We start from the raw sequence: 22,256 nt of genomic DNA on the forward strand, positions 1-22,256 counted from the left end.
CCGTACATCGCACACATCTCTTACATCTCTTACATCTTTCGCGAACCGGCACTCCCCCTCCCAGAGCAGGTTTCTCCGTGATATCCACCGCTATTCGCGTCGCCCGGGTGGGCAGTGCGGCCGAGCTGACCGCGGCGGCCCTCATGATCCTGGGCTTCCCGGCGCTCATGCTGGCCGCGCTCGTCCCGAGCGTGCCCGCCTTCGCGGCCCTGGCCGCCGTGACGTACCTGGCGGACCACTATCTGCACCGCAAGGGCAGCTACCTGATCAACCGCCTCAGCAAGATCCGGGCGGGCCTGTCGATCCGCTTCCTGATCCGGCAGCTGCTGCTGATCCTGCTGCTGGCCCGTCTGTCGCACGCGGACGACCTGATCTTCTACGGCGCCGTCGCCTGCTTCATCGCCTTCTACGGCCTCCAGGCCCCGCACGGCGCGCTGGTCACCCTCATCCGCAACCGCCGCCGGATGCCGGTCGCCACCCGCAACATCGACCTGAAGTCCCGCATCCGCATCCCGGACGCCCCGCCGCGCAAGCTGCTGCACCGCAGCGCGGAGAAGATGCTCCACCTCGACCTGTGCGCGATGGTCGGCATCCTGGTCTCCGCCGAGCTGGACTCCTCCGCCGCCGGCTTCGCCGGCATCGGCCTCACCGTCGCCCTGGGTGTGCTGTACGTCCTGGTGCTCGTGCCGTTCGTGCGCGGTCGGAAGATCCCGCCGAGGGGCGATGTGGTCCTCGCCGCGGTCGACGACTGGCTGGCCTCCTACAAGCCCGAGACGGCTCTGTACTTCTCCGGCTCCAAGGACTCCGCGTACCAGGTCAACATGTGGCTGGAGACGATGGAGCAGCTGGACACCCGGCCGCTGATCATCCTGCGCGAGCGGGCCATCCTGAACAGCCTCGCGCCGACCACGGTCCCCGTCATCTGCGTGCCCGGAGGGGTGCACCTGATGAACATGGACCTGTCGACCGTGCGCGTCGCCCTGTACGCGGCCAACGTCGGCAAGAACATCCACATGCTGCGCGTGCCCACGATGAAGCACGTCTTCATCGGTCACGGCGACAGTGACAAGCTCGCCAGCGTCAACCCGTACAGCAAGGTCTACGACGAGGTGTGGACCGCCGGCCGGGCCGGCCGGGACCGCTACGCCATCGCCGACGTCGGCGTCCGGGACGACGACATCGTGGAGGTCGGCCGCCCGCAGCTCGCGCCGATCCAGAGCTGGCAGGGCGTGCCCGAGGACCGCATCCCGACGGTTCTCTACGCGCCGACCTGGGAGGGTTGGGACGGCAACCCCGGCAACACCTCCGTCGTGCTCGCCGGCGAGAACATCGTGCGCAAGCTCGTCGCGGCCGACCCGCCGGTGCGCGTCCTGTACAAGCCGCACCCGTTCACCGGCACCGTCAGCAAGGAGGCCGGCGCCGCGCACAAGCGGATCACCGCGCTGGTCGAGAAGGCCGCCGCCGAGCGCGGCGCCGACTCCCGCTTCACCGGCGACGGGGCTGCCATCGCCGCGGCCAAGGCCGAGCTGGCCCGGATCGAGGCGCGGCTCGCCGAGCTGGCCGCGGCCCGCGGCGACCGGGGCGACGAGGCCGAGGCCACCCGCGAAGGCGTCGTCGACGTGGCCCGGCACGAGGAGATCGCCCGGCTGCGCACCGAGTGGAACACCGCCTACTGGCGCTCCTTCCCCGCCCACGAGCACCGCGTGATCACGGGCGCCGAACCGCGCCTGTACGACTGCTTCAACGTCTCCGACGCGATGGTCTCGGACATCTCCTCGGTGGTCTCCGACTTCATCGCGAGCGGCAAGCCCTACGCGGTCACCGACTCCGGCGAGCTCGGCCACGAGGAGTTCAGGCGGCAGAACACGGCCGTGCGCGCCGCGGTGATCCTGTCCAACGACGCGGCCGAGCTGGGCGGCCTGCTGGACGCCGTGCGCGACCCGTCCGCCGACCCGCTGATGGGCGCCCGCACGGAGCTGAAGCGGTATCTGCTGGGCCCGGACGAGCCGCGGTCCATCGACCAGTTCAACGCCGCGGTGGCCGGTCTGGCCCTGAAGTCCGAGGCCCGCAACGTCGGCCAGGAGTCCCGGCTGGGCGCCGCCAACGCGGACCCCGCCGAGACCGCCGAGCTGACCAACGCGGTGCCCGGGCAGCGGACCGCGTCCGCCGGCGACCCGGACGGTGTGAACGCGGGCTGATCCCCGCCGTCACCACGCGGGCTGAGCCCGCCGTCACGAGGGCCGGCCCCGGGAGCGATCCCGGGGCCGGCCCTTTCGCGTCTCTTACCTGGGATGAGGGTCTCTTACCGACCCTACGTACTGTAGGGCGGGAGCGGTGAGCGGATCCCTGCTTTCCGAATCCTGTGTGACGTACACCACTGATTGCCCCGCACAGGGCAACCGCTTGCACCAGTCGCCCGTCTAACAGGGCGCCAATAAGGTGAAACGCGGGGAATATTCCGGGAATGTCCTGGGAAAGTTCCGTTGACAAGGGGGAAGAGTGACCGTCGTGCCGCAGCCTGATGTGAGCGTGATCATCGGGGCGTACGAAGCGATGCCGTACCTGGTCGAGTGCCTGGCGTCCGTCGAGGCGCAGACCATCGACCCGGCGCGCCTGGAGGTCATCGCGGTCGACGACGGTTCCACGGACGGCACCGCGCAGTGTCTGGACGAGTTCGCGGCCCGCGCCCCCATGCCGGTCACGGTCATCCACCAGGAGAACTCCGGCGGCCCCAGCGGTCCCCGCAACGTCGGCCTCGGCAAGGCGGCCGGGCGCTACGTCTTCTTCCTCGACGCCGACGACCGGCTCGGCCCCGAGGCCCTGGAACGCATGGTCGCCATGGGCGACGAGAACGGCACCGACGTGGTCCTCGGCAAGGTCGAGGGCATCAACCGCATCGCTCCGAAGTCCATGTGGGGCAAGACCCTCGGCCGGACCGACGTCTTCTCCTCCAACATCAAGTTCACGCTGAGCGCGCAGAAGCTGTTCCGCCGTGAACTGCTGGAGAAGCACGGCATGCGGTTCGACGAGTCGCTGTTCACCGGCGAGGACGCCCTGTTCACCCTGGAGGCGTACCTGCGCGCGGACGGCGTCTCCGTCCTCGCCGACTACCCCTGCTACTACCTGGTCGGCCGCGACGACGGCAAGCACGTCACCAAGTCCGGCAGCTACACCCTGCGCTTCGACTCCGCGCGCGCCCTGATGAAGCTGATCGCGGACATGGTCCCGGCCGGCGACAAGCGCGACCTGCTGATGCTCCGGCCCTTCCTCATCACCCTGCTCCCGCAGTTCGGGCCCAAGTTCCTCACCGACAGCGAAGAGGTGCGCCGGCACAAGTTGGAGCTGGCCAAGCCGCTGATGGAGGCCTACTGGACGCCCGGCGTGGCCCGCCGCCTGAAGGTCCACGAGCGGCTGCGGCTGCACCTGGTCGCCCTGCAGCGGTCCGATCTGCTGCTCGACGTCGTCAAGTTCGTCAAGGCGAAGAAGCAGGCCGCCGCGATCCTGGAGAAGCGCGGCACCCGCGTCTACCTCGTCTACCCGCACTTCCGGTCCAAGACGGCCGGTGTTCCCGACGACATCTACCTCGCCGAGCCCCGCGAGGCGCGCGCCTTCCACGGCTACCGCGAGGCCGCCGCCAACTCCTTCCTGCGCCGGGCGCTGCGCAAGGTGCGGCGCATGATGTCGGCGAGGGAGTTCAAGGCGGCCGCCTGACCGGCCCGGTCCGCTACTGCCTGCCCGACTGCAGCGCCCGCCGCAGCGGGCGGCCCACCACACGGCGGGCGCCGGGCTCGTGCCCTGCGCCGAACTACGATCCGTGGGAGACGACCTCGGTGTCCGGCGTCTGGTGCGACCCTTTGCCGTGCGCACACCGTGAGCGAAGCGCTACGCACCGCCTGTCCGGAGGCTGGACCGGTGGGCGCCGGGCGATCCACTTCGCGTAGATTGCCGTACGGGCAGCCGGAACCGCGCGCAGCGGCAGAAGGAACAGAGGACAAGGTGGCAAGGGCAAGGCAGGCCGTGGGCGAGGCCCGCAGGATCGTCGTCAAGGTGGGCTCCTCGTCGCTGACCACCGCGGCCGGCGGACTGGACGCCGACCGCGTGGACGCGCTGGTCGACGTGCTGGCCAAGAGCCGCAGCGGGGGAGAGCGGGAGGTCGTGCTCGTCTCCTCCGGCGCCATCGCCGCCGGCCTCGCGCCGCTGGGACTGCGCCGCCGCCCCAAGGACCTCGCCCGCCAGCAGGCCGCCGCCAGCGTCGGCCAGGGTCTGCTCGTCGCCCGCTACACCGCCTCCTTCGCCCGCTACGGCGTCCGCGTCGGCCAGGTCCTGCTCACCAGCGACGACATGAGCCGCCGCGCCCACCACCGCAACGCCTCCCGCACCCTCGACAAGCTCCTCGCGATGGGCGCGTTCCCGATCGTCAACGAGAACGACACGGTGGCCACCGACGAGATCCGCTTCGGCGACAACGACCGCCTCGCCGCCCTCGTCGCCCACCTCGTCCACGCCGACCTCCTCGTCCTCCTCTCCGACGTCGACGGCGTCTACGACGGCGACCCCAGCAGGCCCGGCACGTCCCGGATAGCTCAGGTGCGCGGGCCGGAGGACCTGGCCGAGGTCGAGATCGGCAGCGCGGGCAAGGCAGGGGTCGGCACCGGCGGGATGGTCACCAAGGTCGAGGCCGCCCGGATCGCGGCCGCCGCCGGCATCCCCGTGGTGCTGACCAGCGCCGTGCACGCGGCGGACGCGCTGAGCGGCGGCGACACCGGCACCTACTTCCACCCGACCGGCAAGCGCTCCGCCGACCGGCTGCTGTGGCTGCAGCACGCCTCCACCCCGCAGGGCGCGCTGATCCTGGACGACGGCGCGGTGGACGCCGTCGTGAAGCGCCGCACGTCCCTGCTGCCCGCCGGAATCGCCGCCGTGGAGGGCGAGTTCAGCGCCGGCGACCCCGTCGAGCTGCGCGACACGGCGGGCCGCGCGGTGGCCCGGGGGCTCGTCAACTTCGACGCCAAGGAGATCCCCCGGCTGATCGGGCGTTCGACCCGCGAGCTGGCCCGCGAGCTGGGCCCGGCGTACGAACGCGAGGTCGTACACAGGGACGACCTGGTGCTCCTGCACGCGTGACTGTCGCAAAGCAACGCGTAAAACGGGGCGTAAGGACCGACCCCGGTGGGGGACGTTCCGTAAAACCACCACGCGGAGCCCTGCGGCCTGCTCAACTTTGTGTCTGGGACGTGTTGCAGGAACACGTTCCATCAAGGGGCCATGCGAGCCATGCGTGAAGGAGGCCGTCGTGAGACGAGCGCGCCCTGGGGCGACGTCGCGCGGTGCTCTGACGAGCGTCGCCGCCGGGGACGTCTACGAGGAGCCCAAGGACCTGCCCCGGCTGTGGCACGTCACCCTCAGCGTCTCCGGGGAGCACGTCCCCCTGTCCGACCTGCGCCGGGCCCTGGAACAGCTGGCGCATGACCACCCCTTCCTGCTGACCAGCAGATACGCCACCGACCACGCCGAGATCCGGTACTGGGAAGAGGCCCGCGACCTGCACGACGCCGCCGCCGTGGCACTGCGCCTGTGGGGCGAGCACCGGCAGAGTGCCGGGCTGCCCGCCTGGGAGATCGTCGGCCTGGAGGTCATCGACCGCGAGACCTACCACCACCGCATCGCCGAGGGCTACGGCCCGGCGCCGGCCACGCCGGTGGGAGTGCATCCGTTCTGAGCGGGAGGCCGTGAGCGTGAGCGGCACGCGGGCCGGACGCGGGCCGGACGGCGGCTCCGAGCGGGCGGGCGCCGGAGCGAGCGGCGGGTTTCGAGCGTCCGGGCGCCGGATCTGGGCTGCCCGAGCCCCAGGGGGAGTGGTTCGCCCCTTTTAGGGTGTCTCGGGGTGTGGGACGACGGCTGAACGGTGCCGCGCCGCGCACTACCCTTCCCCCATGACCACGCTCTCGCCGTACGACTCGATGTCCCCGGTCACCCAGGCCGCCTACCGGGCCAAGGCCGCCGCCGCCGACCTCGCGCCGCTCCCGCGCGCCGAGAAGGACGACGCGCTGCTCGCCATCGCCGACGCCCTGGAGGTCCGTACCAGCGAGATCGTCGAGGCCAACGCCAAGGACATCGCCAAGGCCCGGGAGAGCGGCACCAGCGAGGCCATCGTCGACCGGCTCACCCTCACCCCCGAGCGGGTCCGCGCCATCGCCTCCGACGTCCGGGACGTGGCGAAGCTGCCCGACCCGGTCGGTGAGGTCGTCCGTGGCTCCACCCTCCCCAACGGCATCGACCTGCGCCAGGTCCGGGTGCCGCTCGGCGTCGTCGGCATCATCTACGAAGCCCGCCCGAACGTCACCGTCGACGCCGCCGCCCTCTGCCTGAAGGCCGGCAACGCCGTCCTGCTGCGCGGCTCCGCCTCCGCCTACGAGTCCAACACCGCCCTCGTCCGCGTCATCCGCGACGCCGTCGGCGGCGCCGGGCTGCCCGCCGACGCCGTCCAGCTGGTGCCCGGCGAGAGCCGCGACTCCGTCCGCGAGCTGATGCGCGCCCGCGGCCTGGTCGACGTCCTCATCCCGCGCGGCGGCGCCTCCCTCATCCAGACCGTGGTCAGCGAGTCCACCGTCCCCGTCATCGAGACCGGCACCGGCAACTGCCACGTCTACGTCGACGCGGCCGCCGACATCGACATGGCGATCGACATCCTGATCAACTCCAAGGCCCAGCGGGTCAGCGTCTGCAACGCCGCCGAGACCCTCCTGGTCCACCAGGACATCGCGCCCGAGTTCCTGCCGCGCGCCCTCGACGCCCTCGCCGAGGCCGGCGTCACCGTGCACGCCGACGAGCGCGTGATGGCCTACGCCAAGGACTCCCAGGCGACGGTCGTGGAGGCCGTGGCCGAGGACTGGGAGACCGAGTACCTCTCGTACGACATCGCCGCCGCCGTCGTCGACTCCCTCGACAAGGCCGTCGAGCACATCCGGCTGTGGACCTCCGGCCACACCGAGGCGATCGTCACCACCTCCCAGCAGGCCGCCCGCCGCTTCACCCAGCTGGTCGACTCCACCACCGTCGCCGTCAACGCCTCCACCCGCTTCACCGACGGCGGCCAGTTCGGCTTCGGCGCGGAGATCGGCATCTCCACGCAGAAGCTGCACGCGCGCGGTCCGATGGGCCTGCCCGAGCTGACCAGCACCAAGTACATCGTCACCGGCGACGGCCACGTGCGCCCCTGAGACCCACCCGTTCGGCCGTACGTCCCGGGGGCGGCCGCCGTGCGGCCCCGGGGTGCGGCGGCACGTCCGAAAGGTGTCTCATCAGGCGGATGAATTTCCATACCGTCTGCCCAAATTGACCCCCCAGGTCTACTCTGGATCCGTGCCGGAGGACGTGGGGGGCACGCCGTTCCGTGACGGCTGGGAGCCCGACGACGACCACGACCGCGGGGTGTCGGACGAAGAGTTCGCCTCCGTGGTCTTCGACGAGGCCTTCGTACAGGCGGCGACGTTCCACGAGCCGACCGCCGTCGAACGCCTCCTGGCCGCTGCCCAGGCCAGAGCCGAGGCCTCCGAGGCGGAGGCCCGCCGCGCCCACGCCCGAGGCGAGCGCTACGACGACGCCTACGGTCCCGAGGGGACCGATTTCGGTCAAGATCCGGACGACGACGAGCTGGAGGACACCTATGTCCTCGGCGACCGCCACGGCCCCTTCGGCTCCTACGGCAGACAGGTCCGCTGGCACCGGCCCGTGGCCTGGGTGCTGGCCGTCGTGATGGGCATCGGCATGGTCGCCCTGGCCTTCGCCGCCGTCTACCGAGGCGGCTCCGCCGACACCCGTGACGGGATACCCACCCCCGCCTCGACCGGTCTGGAGCAGGGCAGCGCCGCCGCCCCCTCCGCCTCCGCCGAGACCTCCCAGCCGGCGGCCTCGGCCATCCCGCGCTCCCCCTGAACTCCCGCCCCACTCTTGGTGAGCACCTGTCAGAACTTGTCGTGTAGCAGGGCGTTTACCTGAGGCCCACGAGACCTACTCTGAAAGTATGGGCGGGCCTGGAGACCCACCGGAGGGCACACCCGAGGGCGGCCCCGCCGGTGGAGAGGACGAGTACCGATCCGTCGTGTTCGACGAGTCCTTCGTCCGTGCTGCCCGCCTCCAGGAGTACTCCGCCGAGGAACGGATGACCGACCACGCGCCCGCCGTACGCCGCCGCCCGCACCTGCACCGCGGACTCACCCGGCAGGCCCTGATCCTCGTCCTGCTGATCGCCGTCGCCTTCGGCACCGCGGTCTACATGGGCGTCCGCCACCCCTACAGCACGCCGCAGGCCCGGCGCACCGTGGAACCCCTGCGGACGACGGTGATCCCGCTCGCCCCGACGGGAAGGGTGCCGGGCGCCTCCGACGCCGAGAGCCTGTACGCGCACAGCCCCGCCGACCAGTTCGAGATCGGCGCGGAGGGCATACCCCTGCCGGCCTCCCGCAGCACCGCCCACTTCTCCGACAGCCAGGTGGTGACCGCCCTCACCACCGCCAAGGACTACATCGTCCGCTCCTCGCTCTACCCCGAGGTGCTGACCGGCCGCCAGGTGCACCCCGCGCGGACCCTCCTCGACGCCGACCAGCTCGACCAGTTCGACCAGAGCATCCGCCACCCGGCGGCGGACGGCCGGCACGCCGCCACCGGCTGGCTGGTCCGTCTCGACCCCTCCCGCGTCCAGCTCGCCGACGACCGCGTCCGCGTCCAGGGCGACCTGCAGGCCACCGAGACCGACACGGGCACGCTGGAGGTCACCGCCGACCACACCTTCGTCTACGCCCTGCGCCCCACCGGCGCCGCGGCGAACGCACCCGCGTCCCTGTTCACCGTCCGCCGCGAGCTGACCTTCCGCCTGACCCGCGACGACCTGCGCACCCACCAGGTCCAGCTGGTCACGTCCTCTGTGCAGGCGGGCCCGCTCGCCTGCGCCGAGGACTCCGCCGCCTACCTCCGCCCGCTCCTGGCCGGCCAGACGGCCCGCACCGGCGCCCCCGCGGGCACCGATCCCTACGAGACGGACAGCCCCGCGGCCCTGTGCGGGACGCTGGCCACCAGGGCTCAGCCGACGGTGTGACGCCGGCCGGCTCTATTCCGCGGTGTCCGCCGGGCCGTCCTTCGGCGGGGGCGGGGTCTTGAAGCCCTCGAAGCCTCGGCGGACCCGGCCGCCCAGGTCCCCCGCGCCGCCCGCGAGATCCGTGACCAGCTTCATCAGCGGGTCCTTGGAGGTCTTCACATCGCTCGCGTAGCTGGCCGCCGACTCGCGGAAGGAGTCGCTGACCGAGGTGTCCTTGTCCTCGTCACGCCGCGGGTAGTGGCCGTCCATGAGCCGCTGGAAGTCGCGGGACTCGGCCCACTTCTTCAGCTCGGCGGCCCGCACGGTGGTGAACGGATGCGAGCGGGGCATCACGTTCAGGATCTTCAGCACCGAGTCGCGCAGATCACCCCCGGAGTCGTACTCCTCGGCCTGCTCCAGGAACGCGTCGACGTTCATCTCGTGCAGATGGTTGCCACCCGCGATCTTCATCAGACCGCGCATCGAGGCCCGCAGGTCCTGTCCCACCAGCAGCCCCGCCCGGTCCGCGGAGAGCTCCGACTTGCGGAACCACTCCCGCAGCGCCGTGATGATCGCCATGATCGCGAGGTTGCCCAGCGGGATCCAGGCCACCTTCAGGGCCAGGCTGGTCAGGAACAGCAGGATCGTGCGGTACACCGAGTGCCCGGACAGCGCGTGTCCCACCTCGTGCCCGACGACCGCCCGCATCTCCTCCTCGTCGAGGAGCTCCACGAGCCCCGTGGTGACGACGATGATCGGCTCGTCCAGGCCGATGCACATCGCGTTCGGCTGCGGGTCCTGCGTCACGTACATCGGCGGGACCTTCTCCAGGTCCAGGATGTGACAGGCGTCCAGCAGCATGTCGTGCAGGTGCTGGAACTGCCGCTCGGAGACCCGCACCGAGTCGGACAGGAACAGCAGTCTCAGGCTCCGCTCGGGCAGCAGCCCGCTGAGTGCCTTGAAGACGGTGTCGAACCCGCTCAGCTTGCGCAGCGCGACCAGGGCGGAGCGGTCGGCCGGATGCTCGTAGGCACGCGAGGAGATCCCCGGGAAGCGCCTGCGCTGCCTGCTCGGCACGCGCTCGTGCCCCGTCTGCTGCTGGCCGTCATCGGGCATGTCTTCCCCCATGTGCGTGTGAGTGCCACTGTGCCCCCGAGGCGGGGCCCAGCCTAGGCGGAGATACCGTGGACGGGCAGTACAGCCGAAGGAGTCCACGCATGGATCACCACCCCGCAGCCGCCCGGCTGACCGAGGCCGCCACGAGCGCCGTCCAGCAGCACGGGTCCGGGAATATGCTCCGCATCGTCCTGATCGTGATGATCCTGGGCTGTGTACTGACGGCCTGGTTCCTGCTGCGCGGCTACAAGCAGAAAGACGACTGACGGCCGGCGGAAGTTCCGGTGGCCGTCCCCAACGGAGGAGTCGGCGTGATCGCCGCGCGGCCGCCCGCTTACGATGAGCCGACATCTTTATCCCGCCCACACGCGATAGGTCCTGCCGAAGATGAGCTTCCACAGCGCCGCAGCCCAGTTGGTCACCCTTGCCGCCGAGGGCGAGCCGCACGGCGGAAACCACGACAGCCTCAACCCTGCCATCACCGGCGGCAGCGCCCTGGTCATCCTGCTGCTCCTGCTGTGGATCACCACCCGCTTCAACCGCGACCGCTGAGCAGGGACCCCGTCCCCGGCCGGACGCCACAGGCCGGGCCGGTAGGGTCTGCACGCATGGGAGAGCAGGACATGCCTACCGGTCCGGCGTACGAGAGCGCCGACGACACGGTGAAGCACCCGCAGTACGGCCCGGGCAACGGCCCCGTCCACACGGGCAAGCGACGCCTGGGCGTCATGGGCGGAACCTTCGACCCGATCCACCACGGGCACCTCGTGGCGGCCAGCGAGGTCGCCGCGCAGTTCCAGCTGGACGAGGTGGTGTTCGTGCCCACCGGCCAGCCGTGGCAGAAGTCCCACCGCAAGGTCTCCCCGGCCGAGGACCGCTATCTGATGACGGTCATCGCGACCGCCGAGAACCCCCAGTTCTCCGTCAGCCGCATCGACATCGACCGCGGTGGTCCCACCTACACCGTGGACACGCTGCGTGACCTGCGCGCCCTCAACCCCGACACCGACCTGTTCTTCATCACCGGCGCCGACGCCCTCGCCCAGCTGCTGACCTGGCGGGACAGCGAGGAACTGTTCTCCCTCGCCCACTTCATCGGCGTCACCCGGCCCGGCCACCACCTGACCAATCCGGGTCTGCCGGAGGGCGGTGTCTCCCTCGTCGAGGTTCCGGCCATGGCCATCTCCTCCACGGACTGCCGGGCGAGAGTCGCCAAGGGAGACCCCATCTGGTACATGGTGCCGGACGGAGTCGTGCGCTACATCGCCAAGCGCCAGCTGTACCGCGGCGAGTGAGCCGAGAGGGGCACCGGTGAACGACCGATACGACGCGGGTGACGGCGGCTACGGCGCCGGCCCGTACGAACTCGTGGGCTACGACGAGTACGGCCAGCCCGTGTACCGGCAGGTCCCGGCACAGCAGGCCCAGCAGGCGACCTACGACCCGTACACCCAGCAGCAGGGCTACGGATACGACCCGTACGCCACCGGCCAGCAGCCGCCGGTGCCCTCGTACGACTCCGGCCGGCCGGCGCCGGCGTACGACCCGTACGGCTCCCAGGCCCCCTACGGCGCCGGCACCCAGCACAGCGGCGGCTACGACCCCTACGGGCAGCCCGCGAGCAGCGGACAGCAGCCCCGGGTCACCGAGCAGACCGCCTACATCCCGCAGCAGGCCGGCCCGGCGGAGCACCCGCACGCCCCGGCCCAGCCCGAGGAGCCGCGGGACGAGGGCGAACCGGACTACCACACCGAGCAGTTCGCGTTCGTCGAGGAGCCGGACGGCGACTCCGAGGACGTCATCGACTGGCTGAAGTTCACCGAGAACCGCACCGAGCGCCGCGAGGAGGCCCGCCGCCGCGCACGCAGCCGCATCATCGCCCTCCTCGTGGTCCTCGCCCTCGTCGCCGTCGGCGGCGTCGGCTACCTCTGGTACGCCGGAAAACTGCCCGGCCTGTCCTCCTCCGGCTCCAAGCCCGGCGCGGCCACGCCCGTCAGCGCCCAGAAACGCGACGTGATCGTCGTCCACCTGCACAACACCGGCAAGGGCGGCACCTCCACGGCACTGCTGGTGGACAACACCACCACCAAGCAGGGCAGCACCGTACTGCTGCCCAACTCCCTGGCGCTGAGCGACGACGACGGCTCCACCACGACCCTCGCCAAGTCGGTCGACGGCGACGGCGCCTCCGGCACCCGCGACCAGCTCGACACCGTCCTCGGCACCAACATCCAGGGCACCTGGCGCCTCGACACCCCCTACCTGCAGAACCTCGTCGACCTGGTCGGCAACATCGACCTCGACACCAACACGGACGTGCCCGACCCGGACGCAAAGAAGAAGGGCGCCGAGCCGCTCGTCCACAAGGGCAGCGCCCAGACCCTCAGCGGCAAGATGGCGGTCGCCTACGCCACCTACCGTGCCGCCGGCGAGTCCCAGAACGTCCAGCTGGAGCGGTTCGGCCAGGTCATGCAGGGCGTACTGCGCAAGCTGTCCTCCGACCCGTCGTCGGCCACCACCACCGTGCAGACGCTCGCGCAGATCCTCGATCCGCCGCTCACCGACAAGGACCTCGGCACCTTCCTCGCCAGGCTCGCCGACCTCGCCAAGAGCGGCGACTACAAGACCGCCCTGCTGCCCGTGCAGGCCGACGGCACCCTGACCGCGCAGACCAGCGACAGCGTGGTGAAGAACATCCTCGGCGGCACCGCCAAGAGCCCCGACGCCGGCTCCGCGGTCCGGGTCTCGGTGCGGAACGCCACCGGTGTGAAGGACGACAGCGAGAAGGCCCGCGTGGTCCTCCTCAACGGCGGCTTCACCTTCCTGGAGGGTGGCACGGCCTCCGGCGCCCAGACCGCCTCGAAGGTGGTCTACTCGGACGCCTCCCACAAGGCGGACGCCACACAGGTCGCCAAGACCCTCGGCCTGCCCGGCGGCTCCGTGACCAAGGGAACCGTCTCCTCGGGTGCCGACGTCTCGGTCGTCCTCGGCCAGGACTACAGGCCCGCCGCGTCCTGACCCAGCCCGCGCACCCCACGTGCCACCGTAATCGCGTGGGGTGCGCCGGGCGGTCCGTGAGACCCTTGAGGTCCAGCGACCGCCGACCGAAAGCTTCGTAGTGACCGCCACCGACCGTTCCCTTGAGCTCATCCACACCGCCGCCCAGGCAGCGGCCGACAAGCTCGCCCACGACGTGATCGCCTACGACGTCAGCGACGTGCTGTCGATCACGGACGCCTTCCTGCTGGCTTCCGCGCCGAACGACCGCCAGGTCAAGGCCATCGTCGACGAGATCGAGGAGCGCCTGCAGAAGGAACTCGGCGCCAAGCCGGTACGCCGCGAGGGCGACCGCGACTCCCGCTGGATCCTGCTCGACTACGTCGACATCGTCGTGCACGTCCAGCACAGCGAGGAGCGGGTCTTCTACGCTCTGGAGCGGCTGTGGAAGGACTGCCCCGAACTGGAGCTGCCCGCCGACGCCAAGGCCACCCGCGGCAAGGCCGAGGAGCACGCCAAGCTGCAGGCTGCCGAGGCCGAGCAGGAACCCGGCGGGGAGTGGTGATGAGCGCCACCGGAGAGGTGTCCGACCGCAGGAGCCGCGGCCGCCGCATCATCCTGTGGCGGCACGGCCAGACCGCCTGGAACGTCGAGCGCCGCTTCCAGGGCAGCACCGACGTCGCGCTGACCGAGACCGGCATCGGCCAGGCCCGTCGCGCCGCCCGGCTGCTGGCCTCCCTGGGACCCGACGCCATCATCTCCTCGGACCTGCAGCGGGCGGCGGACACGGCCGCGGAGCTGGCCACCCTCACCGGCCTCGACATCACCCGCGAGGAAGCCCTCCGCGAGACCTACGCGGGCGTCTGGCAGGGACTGACGCACGAGGAGATCATCGCCCGCTACGGCGAGGAGTACGCCGCCTGGAAGCGCGGCGAGGCGGTTCGCCGCGGCGGCGGCGAACTGGAGACCGAGGTCGCCGACCGTGCCGCACCCGTCGTCCTGGGGCACGCCGAGAAGCTCCCCGAGGACGGCACCCTGGTCGTCGTCAGCCACGGCGGCACCATCCGCACCACCATCGGCCGGCTCCTGGGTCTGGAGGCCGGGCACTGGGAGAGCCTCGGCGGCCTCTCCAACTGCTGCTGGTCCGTGCTCGGTGAGGGCGCCCGCGGCTGGCGCCTGCTGGAGCACAACGCGGGCACCCTCCCGGAGCCCGTCCTCGGCGACGACGACTGAGCCGTCGCAGGCTCGCGGACCCCGGATTTCACTTTCTGGCAGGTCACAGGCTAAAGTTCTTCTTGTTCGGCCCGCCGAGCGGGAAGACACGGGGCTATAGCTCAGTTGGTAGAGCGCCTGCATGGCATGCAGGAGGTCAGGAGTTCAATTCTCCTTAGCTCCACAGATCGACACTCTGTTGAGTTGTCAAAGATCGGTGATGAGGATCCCGTCCCCTCAGGGGGCGGGGTTTTCTGTTGTCAGGGTCGGGGGCCACAGCCGCTCTCTTCGCTCCCGCAGCGCCGCGACCTTCGCGCGTGACCTCTCGTCCTCCGGTGTGTAGACCACGATCCGGCACTCGGGCATCCCGTCGATGGACAGCGACTGCGAGGACAGCCGCATGTCACCCACCGCCGCGTGACGGAACGTCTTCACCCGAGGGCCCGGGGGTATCACCTCGCCGCTCGCCCAGAGCCTCGCGAACCAGGGGCTCGCCGCCGACAGCGCGCGTATGTAGTCCTCCCAGGCCCGCTCGCCCACGTGCCGGCCGTACGCCGACCGCAGCGTCGCCACCATCACCGGCAGCTCGTGCTCCCGGTGCACCACCGGGCACGTCTCCTCCGGCAGCGTGAACAGCGTCCACAACACGTTCGGCGCGCCGATCGCACCGGCCTCCGGCACCGTGAACAGGTCGCGGTACGCCGGGTTCGCGGCCAGGACGTCGTAACGCGCGTTGTAGACCACGGCCAGCAGCGGGTCGAGGGCGTCGATGACGTCCTGCACCCGCGGGGCGACCCGGCGCGGCAGATCCTGCGCCGCCGCCTCGAACGGGACTTCCGCCAGGCGGTACAGATGCTCCCGCTCCGGCGCGTCCAGCCGCAGCGTGCGCGCGACCGCGTCCAGCACCTGCGGCGAGGCGTTGATCGGCCGGCCCTGCTCCAGCCATGTGTACCAGGTCACGCCCACGCCGGAGAGCTGGGCGACCTCCTCCCGGCGCAGCCCGGGCGTGCGCCGGCGCAGGCCCGGTGGCATCCCCACGTCGGCCGGTGTCACCCGCGCCCGCCTGCTCCGCAGAAAGACGGCCAGCTCCGGCCTGCGCCGCTGCGTGCTCGGCGCCCGCGCCGCCCTCGTCGTGTTCGTCGGCTCCATCGCCATCGTCAAGCCCCCCGTCGTCCCCGTCTTCCATCGTCGGCAGCCGGGCCCGGTCCTGCCAGGTGCTGGCAGTACCAGCATCACCGGGCACTCGGCACCGGTACCGGCTCGTCGTCAGGCTCGACGCCATGACGACGACATCCCGGTCCGGACCGGGCCCCGGGCCCGCTCCCCACCCTGAGATCAGTGAACCATCCGCCACTGACAGTGACCTCGCCACCGCGAACGGTGCGGGATCATCCGTCACCCACAGTGAAGCACCCGGCACTGACAACCGGCCCCGGCTGCTCCTCGCGGTCCTGCTCACCGCCCTGTTCATGGCGGCCCTCGACGTCTTCATCGTGAACGTCGCCGCCCCCACCATCGGTTCCGAACTCCATGCGACGGGCGCCGATCTGCAGCTGGTCATCGCCGGCTACACCATCTCCTACTCCGTTCTGATGATCACCGGTGCCCGGCTCGGCGACCGGCTCGGCCACGGCCGGGTGCATCTCGCCGGCGTCGCCCTGTTCACCGCGGCCTCGCTCGCCTGCGGCCTGGCGCAGGGGGCGACCGAACTGATCGTCTTCCGTCTGGTGCAGGGCGCCGGTGCGGCGTCCGCCATCCCGCAGGTGCTCAGCCTGATCCAGCGCACGTTCACCGGCGAGGCGCGGGCCCGGGCGCTCGGCGCCTATTCAGCGGTCCTCGCCGTCGGCGCGGCGGCCGGCCAGATCGCGGGCGGCGTGCTCGTCAGCGCCGATCTCTTCGGCACGGGCTGGCGGCCGGTGTTCCTGGTCAACGTGCCGGTGGGCGTCCTGCTGCTGGTACTGGGCCGCCGCGTGCTGCCGCTGGGCGGCGCCGGCGGAAAGGGGCGGTCCCGCGCGCTCGACCTGCCCGGACTGGTGCTGCTGGGCGCGTCCGTGTCGATGCTGACGGTGCCGCTGGTGCTCGGGCAGCAGGAGGACTGGCCGGTGTGGTCCTGGCTGTCGCTGGCCGGAGCCGCGCTGCTGTTCGGGCTGTTCTGCGGATACGAGTCCCGACTGGCCCGGCGCGGTGGCGCCCCGCTGATCGCACCCCGGGTGCTGCGCCATCCCGGGATGGGCCTGGCCGTCTTCCGCATCCTCGCCGTGATGTCGGTCAACGCCGGCTTCCTGTTCGCCCTGACCCTGCACGTCCAGGGCGGCCTCGGCTACAGCGCGCTGCGGGCCGGCCTGGGCTTCGCCCCGACCGCCGCCGTCTTCGGGGCCGTCAGCGTGACCTGGCGAAGGTGGCCCGCGGGCCTGCGGCGCGTGCTGACCCCCGCCGGGTTCGCGCTGACCGCGGTGTCCGTGGCCGTCGTGGGGGTGGCCTTCCACACGGGCGGCGACGGGGGAGCGGTCCTGTACGCCGGATACGCCGGCGTGGGCGCCGGGCTCGCGCTCGCCTTCAGCCCGACGCTCACCGGCGCGCTCGCCACCGTGCGCCCCGAGGACGCGGCGGACGCCAGCGGCCTGCTGGCGACGGTCGCCCAGCTCGGTCAGCTGATCGGCGTGGCCTCCTTCGGCACACTGTTCCTGAACCGGCTTGAGTCACTCGGCGTCGTGCGCTCGTATAGCTCTGCGGAGGCGTTCTGGGTGTGCGCCTGGGCGCTGGCCGCGACGGCCGCGGCGGGGGCCGTGTCCGGACTGGTACTGAGGCGTCGCTGACCGTATTGCTCCGGCCGTGGCAGAATCAAACGGCCGGAAGGGGGCGCGGCCCGACGGGAGGGAGTAGCGATGCCTGCGAGCATCCTTGAGGAGGTCGGCCACCTCCTCGGTGCGGCGTTGATACGGAACACGACAACGCGGCTGAGCTGCCCTTCCTGTGGTTCCGCGCATGTCGCCCAGGTTCTCGGCGACAACGGCGGAATCTCCTACGTGTGCACGGCCTGCGGCCACAGCTGGAGCTGATCGATGGGTGCACACAGGCGAAAGTGCGACTGGTGCGGGAGCGGTACCCCGATCGTCCGTGACATGGAACCGATCAATCCCGACTACCAGTACTGGTGCGAGGAATGCGCGCGGGCGCTGATCATAAAGGGCGACCCGATCGAGACGTACCGGGAACTGGAGGGTGAGCCGATCTACGGCCGCCTCCTGGAGGAGCACTGCACACTCAAGCGGTTCTATTCCTTTGTGACGGCTTGACGCCGCCCGCACCGCTGCCGCGCCGCGGCAACGATGTCCGCGTCAGCGCGAGGAAGAGCACGCCGGCTGCCGCGTAGAGGGCCGAGAGCGTCAACTCCGTGGTGTTCTGGTGCAGTTCCGGGCGCCCGGTGCCGTGCGGCACCCACCAGGGGGCGTACGAGCAGAAGACCAGCAGCGTGCCCAGGGCCGCGGGCCTGGGCCCGTGCGACCACAGCAGCAGCACGAGGGGTACGCACCACACCCAGTGGTGCGTCCATGACACCGGGCTGATCAGCAGTGCGGTGACGGCGCAGGCGCACACCGCCCAGTCCCGCCGCCCGCGCAACTCCGCCGCCACGGCCGCCGCGAGGCCCAGGACGGCCGCGACGGCCGCCGCGGCCACCCAGGGCGCTCCCGGGTCGGGCGTGTGCAGAACTCGGGCCAGGACGCCGCGCAGGGCCTGGTCGGCGGTGTCCTCGGCATGCCCCACCCGACTCACGCGGAACACCACGTCCGTCCAGAACCGCCACGAGTCGTACGGCAGGACGGCCGCCGCCAGCAGCGTCGCCCCGGCGAACGCGACGCCGGCCCCGCGCGCGTGCCCCAGCCACGGCCTGGCGTCCCTGCCCCGCAGGTGTGCCACGACCCCTGTCGCGAGCAGGAACACCGGGAACAGCGCGGGCGTCAGCTTGACCGCCGCGGCCACCCCCAGCCCCGCTCCCGCCAGGTGGTCGTGCCGGCCGGCGCGGCGGCGGGACAGGTCGCCCAGCACCAGGACGGCCAGCAGCAGGTTGACCTGGCCGTAGCGCAGGGTCGTCCACACCGGCTCGCACCACACGGCCGGCGCCGCGACCCACCAGACGGTGTCCACGCGCGCGTGGCCGACGAGTCTCAGCGACAGGCGTACGAAGACCACCAGGAGCGCGAGGTTCCCGGCGGTCGCCAGGAGCCGCAGGGGCGCGGTGTCCAGCAGGGTCAGCGGGGTGAAGAGCAGCGCCGCGAACGGCGGATAGGTGGTGGGCAGGTGCGCGGCCGTCGCGCGCAGCGCGTACAGGTCGCCGCCGGCGCGCACGGTGGCGCCCTCGGCCCGGTACACCATCAGGTCGATCATCGACACGTGCGCGGCTCGCTGAGCAGCGCAGAACGCCGCGAAGGACGCCAGGCACACCCCCAGCGCGACCGGCGTGCGGCGGTGGGCTGCTGACGGCGCGATCACGGTCACGAAAGCAGACATTAGCGGTCGTATCGGTCCAGGCCTGAAACCGATTTGGCGCTGCGTCCCCGGGCCTGTAATGTTTACGACGTCGCCGGGGGAACCGGGCGAAACAAAAGAAAACAAGGGGCTATAGCTCAGTTGGTAGAGCGCCTGCATGGCATGCAGGAGGTCAGGAGTTCAATTCTCCTTAGCTCCACAGAAATCGAAGGCGGATCATCCGAAGGATGGTCCGCCTTCGGTGTGTTGCGCAAAGGTGCGCGCCGAAGGACGGGCGGCCGCGCGAAAGGGGCGGGCCACCCGAGCCGGGTGACCCGCCCCTTTCGCGCGCTCAGCGGCCGAGAGCGCGCCGGCCGCGGCCCTGGGAGACGACCGGCAGGTTCCGGGAGGGTGCCTGCCCGCGCGTGTCCTCCTCGATGCGCAGGGCGAGTGCCGGACAGCGGCGCACCGCGCGCAGCGCCTTCGCCTCCGCGTACCGGGGCACCTGCGCCTGGGCGACGGTAGGGAAACCGTCGGCGCCGAGTTCGAACACCTCGGGGAGGATGTCGGCGCACAGTCCGTGGCCCCGGCACAGCGTCCAGTCGACGTAGATCTTCTGGCGGCTGGAACCGGTCTCCTCGGGCTCTCCGCCGCCCGCGATGCCCGCAGGGGCCCTGCCGCCCTCGAAGAGCGGCAGAACGCCCTCCACGGGCCGTCCGCAGCCGTTTCCGAGCACATGGGCGGCCAGGTCGTCGGTGAACGCCTTGATGGTCGACTCCAGGAACATCGCCGAGCCGTCCGGATGCGAACAGGCGCCGCGCCGCTTGACGTTCTTCGCGACCTGCTTCAGCGCCTCCAGGGCGGCCGGACCGCCGCCGTTCAGGATGTCCTCCATCCCGCGCGCGGCGGCGGGCAGTCCGAGATAGCAGGGGCCGCACTGGCCGGCGCTCTCCTCGGCCAGCCACTGCGCCACCCGCAGCGACTCGCCCAGCGGGCAGGTCTCCTGGCTGATCGGCAGGATCGCGCCCGCGCCCAGCGAACCGCCCACCGCGTCCAGCGAGTTACGGGAGACGATCGCCTCGTTGACGGTCGCCGCGTCGATCCACTTGCCGTGGTAGCCACCGGTCAGCACGCCCTGCGGTACCGGCGGGGCGCCGGCCAGCTGCAGCACGTAGCGCAGCGGCACGCCCGTGGGGACCTCAAGCACCATCGGGCGCGCGACCGCACCGGAGACCGTGAGCATGACGGTGCCCGGTTCGTCGTACAGGCCGGTGTTGCCGTAGCGCTCGGGGCCGATGCGGGCGGCGATGGCCAGCTGGGCGAACGTCTCCGCGTTCGACAGCAGTGTGGGAGCGCCGCCCACGCCGGTCTGCGAGGCACTGATCTTGCGGCCGGGGGGGATCGCCGGGCCGCCGTCGATCGAGCGGATCAGCGAGGCGGCGGCCCCGGTGACCATCCTCACAGGATTGCGCTGCACCCACGCGCGTAGCGCCGATCTACGGCTGTTGCTCAGCCCGCGTTCGGCGAGCGCGGCCTCCATGGAGCGCTGCGTGGACTCGCGCGTGACGCCGATCACGAGCGTCCGTGCGCCGAGCGCCTCGGCGCACAGCAGCGCGCCGTCCAGGATCAGGTGCGGGGCACGGTTGATCAGCACCGTGTCCTTGCGGCAGGCCGGTTCGTCCTCACTGCCGTTGACCACCACGACCGGGCGCACGCCGCGCTTGATCGCCGACTCGGCGACCGAACGCAGCTTCTTGTGGAAGGGGAAGCCCGCGCCACCGCGGCCCTTGAGGTTGATGCGTTCGGCGAGCTGCGCGAGCTGCTCGCCGCCGAGCGGGTCGAGCGGCCCGTGCACCTTCAGGTGCATGGGCAGGTCGAGTCGTTCCACAAGGTCGAAGCCCGACGTGAGCTGGGGAAGGCCGACCACGCGGACTTCGGGGACGTCGGGCAGGGCCTCGTTCACTTAAAGCCTCCGGACGGCATGTTCCAAGGTTCGCCCGAACCCGGTGTGTCGTATGTGTCGTACGACGCGCCGGGCAGCGTTTCGGTAGCGGGACCGCTGTTGTACGTGTCACTCGGGTTGTACGCGCCGTAGAAGCCGTTTGTCTCACGGGTGTCGTACATGTCACTTCCGCCGTAACCGGCCGCGTCCGCATTGCCGTAGACCGGCATGGTCTGCCCGGTGTCCTGGAGCGGGTCGTACATGGAGCGCGGGGCCTCGCCGACCGGCGGCGGGGACGGGATCGGCCAGCTGCCCGATGTGCTGGAGGGGCCGTCCACGCGTGGGACGGCTTCGGTGGGCTGCAGGTCCATCGGCAGGTCCATGCGGGCCCCCTGGCCGGCCGCGTACGACTGCTGGGGGCGGCCCGGCGCGGAGACGGCGCGGTAGGCGGCGGCGAAGCCCGACGCGGGTTCCGCGGCGGGAGTGACGGGGGACTGGTAGAGCGGCGCGGAAGGGGCGGCTGCCGCCCTGGGCTCGCGTCGGCCCTCGAAGCCCGCGGGCGCCGGCTCGGCCACCCGGGAACGGCTGGCGTCCAGCTCCTCCAGGCCCGGCCGTTCGGAGCTGCCGAACAGTGCCACCATCCGGTCGGCGACCCTGCGCTTGACGGGGCGCGGGGCGGCGCGCAGCGCCAGGGCGCCCATCACGCCCAGCAGGGACAGGCTGTAGAGGATCACGAAGACCGGCTTGGCCGAGCGACCCGCGTAGAGGCCGTGGACCAGCGCTGCGCACCAGGCCGGGTAGGCCAGCATGTGCATGGCGCGCCAGCGGGCGGCGACCGGGGCGGGGGTGGCGAAGTTGCTGCGCAGGGCGCCGGTGACGCCCACGAAGATCATCAGCAGGCCGGCCAGCGAGCCCAGCCCGATCAGGCCGCCGATCCCGGTGACGCCGAGCGAGAACGGGATGATCGCGGCGATCAGCTGGGTGTGGCCGAGCGCGACCTTCGTGGTGATGTGCAGCAGCAGGAACGCGATCGAGGCGACCGCCGTCGTCCGGTGCACCGCCTGGCCGACGATCCGCTGCCGTGTGTTGAGGAAGATCCGGTCCTGGGCGAACAGGCCCCAGATCACCGAGCAGCTGAGTGAGACGAGGGAGAGCACGCCCGCGCCGAAGTTCAGGAAGTCGCGGAACTGGTTGCCTCCGACCAGCACGACCACGGGTATGAGCAGCAGGACGACAGCCGATGCCACCCCATAGGCCGAGCGGCCCGGCTTGGGGAGGGAGCGGGTACTACGACGAGGGTTCATGGGGGCAACTCCGAGCAGTTTCGGGAAAGCGGTCCCGCTGCCGAACTCTAAGTGGCGCCATACCGATCAGTACGGGGTTTGAGTTATTGCGTTGTTATCAACGGACGATGTGACTGGGACGGTGTCCCTTAGCGGACGGTACGCG

The 22,256-nt window shown here is 71.2% G+C and carries 21 protein-coding genes and 2 tRNA genes; 18 read left to right on the forward strand and 5 right to left on the reverse strand.

The window, feature by feature from the left end:
• Positions 1–107: 107 nt before the first annotated feature.
• The 7 genes from IE244_RS02245 to IE244_RS02275 all read left to right on the forward strand — a co-directional run bounded on the left by IE244_RS02245 (position 108) and on the right by IE244_RS02275 (position 9,094).
• Positions 108–2,198, forward strand: coding sequence for a CDP-glycerol glycerophosphotransferase family protein (locus IE244_RS02245; RefSeq protein WP_191871394.1), 2,091 nt, complete (start codon positions 108–110; stop codon positions 2,196–2,198).
• Positions 2,199–2,508: 310 nt separating this feature from the next.
• Positions 2,509–3,711 carry a glycosyltransferase family 2 protein gene (locus IE244_RS02250; RefSeq protein WP_373305699.1) on the forward strand — a complete coding sequence of 401 codons (1,203 nt, stop codon included), beginning with the start codon at positions 2,509–2,511 and terminating at the stop codon, positions 3,709–3,711.
• A 306-nt stretch (positions 3,712–4,017) separates the two neighbouring features.
• Positions 4,018–5,124 (forward strand): glutamate 5-kinase, encoded by a 1,107-nt coding sequence (gene proB / locus IE244_RS02255; protein ID WP_191871396.1) that lies wholly within the window; start codon positions 4,018–4,020, stop codon positions 5,122–5,124.
• A 169-nt stretch (positions 5,125–5,293) separates the two neighbouring features.
• Positions 5,294–5,719, forward strand: a complete 426-nt coding sequence (locus tag IE244_RS02260) for a DUF8830 family protein (RefSeq protein ID WP_191870903.1) — start codon at positions 5,294–5,296, stop codon at positions 5,717–5,719.
• 214 nt (positions 5,720–5,933) lie between these two features.
• Positions 5,934–7,220, forward strand: coding sequence for a glutamate-5-semialdehyde dehydrogenase (locus IE244_RS02265; protein ID WP_191870904.1), 1,287 nt, complete (start codon positions 5,934–5,936; stop codon positions 7,218–7,220).
• A 142-nt stretch (positions 7,221–7,362) separates the two neighbouring features.
• Complete coding sequence (locus IE244_RS02270) at positions 7,363–7,935, forward strand: SCO2584 family spore wall biosynthesis protein (RefSeq protein ID WP_229853919.1); 573 nt, start codon at positions 7,363–7,365, stop codon at positions 7,933–7,935.
• An 88-nt stretch (positions 7,936–8,023) separates the two neighbouring features.
• Positions 8,024–9,094 carry an SCO2583 family membrane protein gene (locus IE244_RS02275; RefSeq protein ID WP_191870906.1) on the forward strand — a complete coding sequence of 357 codons (1,071 nt, stop codon included), beginning with the start codon at positions 8,024–8,026 and terminating at the stop codon, positions 9,092–9,094.
• A 12-nt stretch (positions 9,095–9,106) separates the two neighbouring features.
• Here the strand turns inward: IE244_RS02275 and IE244_RS02280 are convergent, their stop codons facing one another.
• Positions 9,107–10,189, reverse strand: a complete 1,083-nt coding sequence (locus IE244_RS02280; RefSeq protein ID WP_191870907.1) for a M48 family metallopeptidase — start codon at positions 10,187–10,189, stop codon at positions 9,107–9,109.
• A 101-nt stretch (positions 10,190–10,290) separates the two neighbouring features.
• On the opposite strand from IE244_RS02280, the gene IE244_RS02285 reads away from it, so the two are divergent.
• The 7 genes from IE244_RS02285 to IE244_RS02315 all read left to right on the forward strand — a co-directional run bounded on the left by IE244_RS02285 (position 10,291) and on the right by IE244_RS02315 (position 14,582).
• Positions 10,291–10,455, forward strand: a complete 165-nt coding sequence (locus tag IE244_RS02285) for a hypothetical protein (RefSeq protein WP_031158746.1) — start codon at positions 10,291–10,293, stop codon at positions 10,453–10,455.
• Between the two features lie 121 nt (positions 10,456–10,576).
• Positions 10,577–10,741 carry a hypothetical protein gene (locus IE244_RS02290; RefSeq protein ID WP_031158747.1) on the forward strand — a complete coding sequence of 55 codons (165 nt, stop codon included), beginning with the start codon at positions 10,577–10,579 and terminating at the stop codon, positions 10,739–10,741.
• Between the two features lie 56 nt (positions 10,742–10,797).
• Positions 10,798–11,484: a nicotinate-nucleotide adenylyltransferase gene (gene nadD, locus IE244_RS02295; RefSeq protein ID WP_229853920.1), complete on the forward strand. Its 687-nt coding sequence runs from the start codon at positions 10,798–10,800 to the stop codon at positions 11,482–11,484.
• Positions 11,485–11,500: 16 nt separating this feature from the next.
• On the forward strand, positions 11,501–13,207 hold the full coding sequence (locus IE244_RS02300) for an LCP family protein (RefSeq protein WP_191870908.1): 1,707 nt from the start codon (positions 11,501–11,503) through the stop codon (positions 13,205–13,207).
• Between the two features lie 100 nt (positions 13,208–13,307).
• Positions 13,308–13,751 carry a ribosome silencing factor gene (rsfS, locus tag IE244_RS02305; RefSeq protein ID WP_191870909.1) on the forward strand — a complete coding sequence of 148 codons (444 nt, stop codon included), beginning with the start codon at positions 13,308–13,310 and terminating at the stop codon, positions 13,749–13,751.
• Entirely contained in the window at positions 13,751–14,419 is a 669-nt protein-coding gene (locus IE244_RS02310) for a histidine phosphatase family protein (RefSeq protein WP_191870910.1), read from the forward strand. The genes rsfS and IE244_RS02310 overlap by 1 nt, the downstream gene beginning before the upstream one ends.
• Positions 14,420–14,509: 90 nt before the next feature.
• Positions 14,510–14,582, forward strand: a tRNA-Ala gene (locus IE244_RS02315).
• Positions 14,583–14,635: 53 nt separating this feature from the next.
• On the opposite strand, the gene IE244_RS02320 is transcribed toward IE244_RS02315, so the two are convergent.
• Complete coding sequence (locus tag IE244_RS02320) at positions 14,636–15,553, reverse strand: helix-turn-helix transcriptional regulator (protein WP_229853953.1); 918 nt, start codon at positions 15,551–15,553, stop codon at positions 14,636–14,638.
• 314 nt (positions 15,554–15,867) lie between these two features.
• On the opposite strand from IE244_RS02320, the gene IE244_RS02325 reads away from it, so the two are divergent.
• The 3 genes from IE244_RS02325 to IE244_RS02335 all read left to right on the forward strand — a co-directional run bounded on the left by IE244_RS02325 (position 15,868) and on the right by IE244_RS02335 (position 17,694).
• Positions 15,868–17,214, forward strand: a complete 1,347-nt coding sequence (locus IE244_RS02325) for an MFS transporter (protein ID WP_229853954.1) — start codon at positions 15,868–15,870, stop codon at positions 17,212–17,214.
• 69 nt (positions 17,215–17,283) lie between these two features.
• The gene (locus IE244_RS02330) at positions 17,284–17,457 is read left to right on the forward strand and encodes a hypothetical protein (RefSeq protein ID WP_191870912.1); all 174 of its coding nucleotides are present in this window, start codon (positions 17,284–17,286) and stop codon (positions 17,455–17,457) included.
• Positions 17,458–17,460: 3 nt separating this feature from the next.
• The gene (locus IE244_RS02335; RefSeq protein ID WP_006136074.1) at positions 17,461–17,694 is read left to right on the forward strand and encodes a hypothetical protein; all 234 of its coding nucleotides are present in this window, start codon (positions 17,461–17,463) and stop codon (positions 17,692–17,694) included.
• Here IE244_RS02335 and IE244_RS02340 read toward each other — a convergent pair.
• Positions 17,663–18,895, reverse strand: a complete 1,233-nt coding sequence (locus tag IE244_RS02340; protein ID WP_191870913.1) for a glycosyltransferase 87 family protein — start codon at positions 18,893–18,895, stop codon at positions 17,663–17,665. The genes IE244_RS02335 and IE244_RS02340 overlap by 32 nt on opposite strands.
• Positions 18,896–19,012: 117 nt before the next feature.
• Between IE244_RS02340 and IE244_RS02345 the strand changes: the two genes are divergently transcribed.
• Positions 19,013–19,085 (forward strand) — tRNA-Ala (locus tag IE244_RS02345).
• Between the two features lie 132 nt (positions 19,086–19,217).
• Here IE244_RS02345 and IE244_RS02350 read toward each other — a convergent pair.
• Positions 19,218–20,828, reverse strand: coding sequence for an NADH-quinone oxidoreductase subunit NuoF family protein (locus tag IE244_RS02350; protein ID WP_191870914.1), 1,611 nt, complete (start codon positions 20,826–20,828; stop codon positions 19,218–19,220).
• Positions 20,825–22,111 (reverse strand): cytochrome b/b6 domain-containing protein, encoded by a 1,287-nt coding sequence (locus IE244_RS02355; protein WP_191870915.1) that lies wholly within the window; start codon positions 22,109–22,111, stop codon positions 20,825–20,827. Before IE244_RS02355 ends, IE244_RS02350 begins: the two co-directional genes overlap by 4 nt.
• Between the last annotated feature and the right edge of the window lie 145 nt (positions 22,112–22,256).

The sequence above is a fragment of the Streptomyces filipinensis genome, from assembly GCF_014649495.1.
In the GTDB taxonomy this organism is placed as follows: domain Bacteria; phylum Actinomycetota; class Actinomycetes; order Streptomycetales; family Streptomycetaceae; genus Streptomyces; species Streptomyces filipinensis.

Excerpts from the sequence above, each read along its gene's own strand:
- IE244_RS02265 (WP_191870904.1), top strand. The coding sequence starts at position 5,934 with ATGACCACGCTCTCGCCGTACGACTCGATGTCCCCGGTCACCCAGGCC.
- IE244_RS02275 (WP_191870906.1), top strand. The coding sequence starts at position 8,024 with ATGGGCGGGCCTGGAGACCCACCGGAGGGCACACCCGAGGGCGGCCCC.
- IE244_RS02280 (WP_191870907.1), bottom strand. The coding sequence starts at position 10,189 with ATGCCCGATGACGGCCAGCAGCAGACGGGGCACGAGCGCGTGCCGAGC.
- IE244_RS02285 (WP_031158746.1), top strand. The coding sequence starts at position 10,291 with ATGGATCACCACCCCGCAGCCGCCCGGCTGACCGAGGCCGCCACGAGC.
- IE244_RS02290 (WP_031158747.1), top strand. The coding sequence starts at position 10,577 with ATGAGCTTCCACAGCGCCGCAGCCCAGTTGGTCACCCTTGCCGCCGAG.
- nadD (WP_229853920.1), top strand. The coding sequence starts at position 10,798 with ATGGGAGAGCAGGACATGCCTACCGGTCCGGCGTACGAGAGCGCCGAC.
- IE244_RS02310 (WP_191870910.1), top strand. The coding sequence starts at position 13,751 with ATGAGCGCCACCGGAGAGGTGTCCGACCGCAGGAGCCGCGGCCGCCGC.
- IE244_RS02320 (WP_229853953.1), bottom strand. The coding sequence starts at position 15,553 with ATGGCGATGGAGCCGACGAACACGACGAGGGCGGCGCGGGCGCCGAGC.
- IE244_RS02325 (WP_229853954.1), top strand. The coding sequence starts at position 15,868 with ATGGCGGCCCTCGACGTCTTCATCGTGAACGTCGCCGCCCCCACCATC.
- IE244_RS02330 (WP_191870912.1), top strand. The coding sequence starts at position 17,284 with ATGCCTGCGAGCATCCTTGAGGAGGTCGGCCACCTCCTCGGTGCGGCG.
- IE244_RS02335 (WP_006136074.1), top strand. The coding sequence starts at position 17,461 with ATGGGTGCACACAGGCGAAAGTGCGACTGGTGCGGGAGCGGTACCCCG.
- IE244_RS02355 (WP_191870915.1), bottom strand. The coding sequence starts at position 22,111 with ATGAACCCTCGTCGTAGTACCCGCTCCCTCCCCAAGCCGGGCCGCTCG.